Annotated in this window: 2 protein-coding genes; both read right to left on the bottom strand. The window is 60.7% G+C overall.

Annotated elements, in window-relative coordinates; genetic code table 11:
- Positions 1 to 274, bottom strand: a 274-nt coding sequence (locus tag WB528_RS08180; protein WP_423887913.1) for a biotin/lipoyl-containing protein, incomplete at its 3' end; no start/stop codon positions are given.
- Positions 275 to 424: 150 nt separating this feature from the next.
- Positions 425 to 3,382, bottom strand: a complete 2,958-nt coding sequence (locus WB528_RS08175; RefSeq protein ID WP_423887912.1) for a 2-oxoglutarate dehydrogenase E1 component — start codon at positions 3,380 to 3,382, stop codon at positions 425 to 427.
- Positions 3,383 to 3,538 lie beyond the last annotated feature (156 nt).

Raw genomic sequence — 3,538 nt, 5'->3', positions numbered from 1 at the left:
TCGCAGGAGCGGCAGCAGGCTTTGCAGCCGCGCCCGCAGCACCATCCGTGATCTGCCCGAGCAGCGCGCCGACCGCGACGGTCTCGCCATCCTTGGCGCTGATTTCGCCAAGCACGCCGGCCGACGGCGCCGGGACTTCGATCGTCACCTTGTCGGTTTCGAGCTCCACCAGGGGTTCATCGACGGCCACGCTGTCACCGGCCTTCTTGAACCAACGGCCGATGGTGGCTTCGGTCACGGATTCACCGAGCGTCGGCACGCGAATTTCAGTCATGGCTTTGCTCTCTCCAAATGCCCTTTGCGGCGATATTCCCTTGCTGTCATCCTCCGCGAAAGCGGAGGATCCAGTAATCCGCGATGGTCGTTGTCAAAAATAAGCGGCGCGCCTTACTGGATGCCCCGCTTTCGCGGGGCATGACGACGTCTAGTTAAGTGCCTCATCGAGCAGCGCCTTGAGCTGCGCCAGATGCTTCGACATCAAGCCGGTTGCCGTGGCCGCGGCCGCCGCGCGTCCCGCGTAACGCGGGCGCCTGTAGGCGGCGTTGACCTGGTTCAGCACCCATTCGAGATAGGGTTCGATGAAGTGCCATGCGCCCATGTTGCGCGGCTCTTCCTGACACCAGACAATCTCGGCACCCTTGAAGCGGGTCATTTCAGTAACCAGCGCCTTCAACGGCACCGGGTAAAGCTGCTCGATACGCATCAGATAGATATCGTCAATGCCGCGTTTCTCGCGTTCCTCGTAAAGATCGTAATAGATCTTGCCCGAGCACAGCACGATACGCTTGATCTTGTCGTCGGCGACGAGCTTGATGTTCTCGTCAGGCAACATCTGGGCGTCGTCGTAAAGAATGCGGTGGAACGTCGTTCCCTCGCCGAGCTCGTCGAGCCGCGAGACGGCGCGCTTATGCCGCAGTAGCGACTTCGGCGTCATCAGGATCAGCGGCTTGCGGATTTCGCGATGCAGTTGCCGCCGCAGCACGTGGAAATAGTTGGACGGCGTCGTCGGATAGACCACCTGCATGTTGTCTTCGGCGCACATTTGCAGATAGCGCTCTAGGCGCGCGGAAGAATGCTCGGGTCCCTGCCCTTCGTAACCGTGCGGCAACAGGCAGACGAGGCCCGACATGCGCAGCCATTTGCGCTCGCCCGAAGAGATGAACTGATCGAACAGGACCTGCGCGCCGTTGGCGAAGTCGCCAAACTGAGCTTCCCACATCGCGAGCGCATTCGGCTCGGCGAGCGAATAACCGTACTCGAACCCAAGCACTGCTTCTTCCGAGAGCAGCGAGTTGATGACCTCGTAGTGGCCCTGATCGCCGCCCAAATGATTGAACGGCGTATAACGGCTCTCGTCTTCCTGATCGATCAGCACGGAATGGCGTTGCGAGAACGTGCCGCGCTCGGAATCCTGCCCCGAGAGCCGCACATGACGCCCCTCTTGCAACAGCGAGCAGAACGCGAGCGCCTCGCCGGTTGCCCAATCGATGCCAATCCCGGTGTCGATCGCCTTGGCGCGGTTGTCGAGGAAGCGTTGAATGGTACGGTGGACGCGGAAGCCGTCGGGCACCTTGGTGATCTTGCGGCCGATCTCCTTGAGAACGGCCACATCGAGGCCGGTCACGCCGCGGCGTGGATCTTCCTCCTGGTCGGCGATCTTGAAGCCGGCCCATTTACCGTCGAGCCAATCGGCCTTGTTGGGCTTGTAGCCTGTGCCGGCCTCGAGTTCGGCATCAAGCCGGGCGCGCCAATCGGCCTTGGCCTTTTCCACCTCACCCTCGGTCATCACGCCGTCGGCCACCAGCCGCTTGGCATAGATTTCCAGCGTGGTCGGATGCGAGCCTATCTTCTTGTACATCAACGGCTGCGTGAACGCCGGCTCGTCGCCCTCGTTGTGACCGTGGCGGCGATAACAGAACATGTCGATGACGACCGGCTTGTGGAATTTCTGCCTGAATTCGATCGCGACCTTGGCCGCGAACACCACGGCCTCCGGATCGTCACCATTTACGTGGAAGATCGGCGCGTCGATCATCTTCGCTACATCGGACGGATAGGGCGATGAACGCGAGTAGCGCGGATAGGTGGTGAAGCCGATCTGGTTGTTGACGATGAAGTGCAGCGAGCCGCCGGTGCGATAGCCCTTCAGATCCGACAGGCTGAAGCATTCCGCCACCACGCCCTGGCCTGCAAAGGCTGCATCGCCATGCATCAGAAGCGGCAACACCGAAATCCGCATGTCCGGCGGGTCGCCATGCTGGTCCTGCTTGGCGCGCACTTTGCCGAGCACCACCGGATCGACGATTTCCAGATGCGACGGATTGGCGGTCAACGACAGATGGATCTTGTTGTTGTCGAACTCGCGGTCCGACGACGCGCCAAGATGATACTTGACGTCGCCGGAGCCTTCGACCACGTCGGGATTGACCGAGCCGCCCTTGAATTCGTGAAACAGCGCACGATGCGGCTTGCCCATTACCTGCGTCAGCACGTTGAGACGTCCGCGATGCGGCATGCCGACGACGATCTCCTTCACGCCGAGATTTCCGCCGCGCTTGATGATCTGCTCCAGCGCCGGGATCAGCGATTCGGCGCCATCCAGGCCAAAGCGCTTGGTGCCGGTAAATTTGAGATCGCAGAATTTCTCGAAACCTTCGGCCTCGACCAGCTTGTTGAGGATCGCCCGGCGGCCCTCGCGGGTGAAGGAGATTTCCTTGTCCGGTCCCTCGATGCGCTCCTGAATCCAGGATTTCTGCGCGGCATTGGAGATGTGCATGAACTCGACGCCGAGCGTCTGGCAGTAAGTGCGCTCGCAGATCGCAACGATTTCGCGCAAGCTGCCGTATTCGAGACCTAGCACGCGATCGAGGAAAATCTTCCGGTCGAAATCAGCTTCGGTGAAGCCATAAGAGCGCGGATCAAGCTCCTCGCGATCGCGCGGCGCCTCGATGCCGAGCGGATCGAGCTTGGCGTGGAAATGTCCGCGCATCCGGTAAGCGCGGATCAGCATCAGCGCGCGTACCGAATCGCGCGTGGCCTGATGCACATCGGTTGAGGCGAGTTCGCCGCCAGCAGCCTGCGCCTTGGCCGCGGTTTTGGTTGAAACGGCCTTCTCGACTTGCGCCCAGTTGCCGTCGAGCGCCGAAGTCAGATCGTCCTGCGGCGTGACCGGCCAGTTGGCCTTGCTCCAGGAGGGCCCTTGCGCGTTCTTGCGGACGTCCGCGGGCGTGTCCTTCAGGCTTTTGAAGAACTCCTGCCACTCGGCATCGACCGAGGAGGGGTCATTCTCATAGCGGGCGTAGATTTCGTCGATATAGGTGGCGTTTGTGCCCTGCAAAAAAGAGGAAAGGGCAAAGGCAGCGTTCGCATCCTGGCGAGACATTGGAGCGTCCTGATGGTTTCTTCATCGCGCGTAGCAGACGGCGCGGCAACCGGCCTGCGAGAAGCAGATCGGCGGGTCCAGAACCTGTACCCTATTTAGGAAGAAACTTCGCCCCGAAAAGAACCAAGAAGTGAATTAGCCTTTCAATTTTTCCAC

It is taken from the genome of Bradyrhizobium sp., from assembly GCF_049586575.1.
Taxonomy (GTDB): Bacteria; Pseudomonadota; Alphaproteobacteria; order Rhizobiales; family Xanthobacteraceae; genus Bradyrhizobium.
Note: the sequence above shows the minus strand (reverse complement) of the source record. Positions and strands in the feature narration are given on the sequence as shown.

What these genes read in the sequence shown, in the direction of transcription:
- WB528_RS08175 (WP_423887912.1), bottom strand. Translation starts at nt 3,382, where the DNA reads ATGTCTCGCCAGGATGCGAACGCTGCCTTTGCCCTTTCCTCTTTTTTG.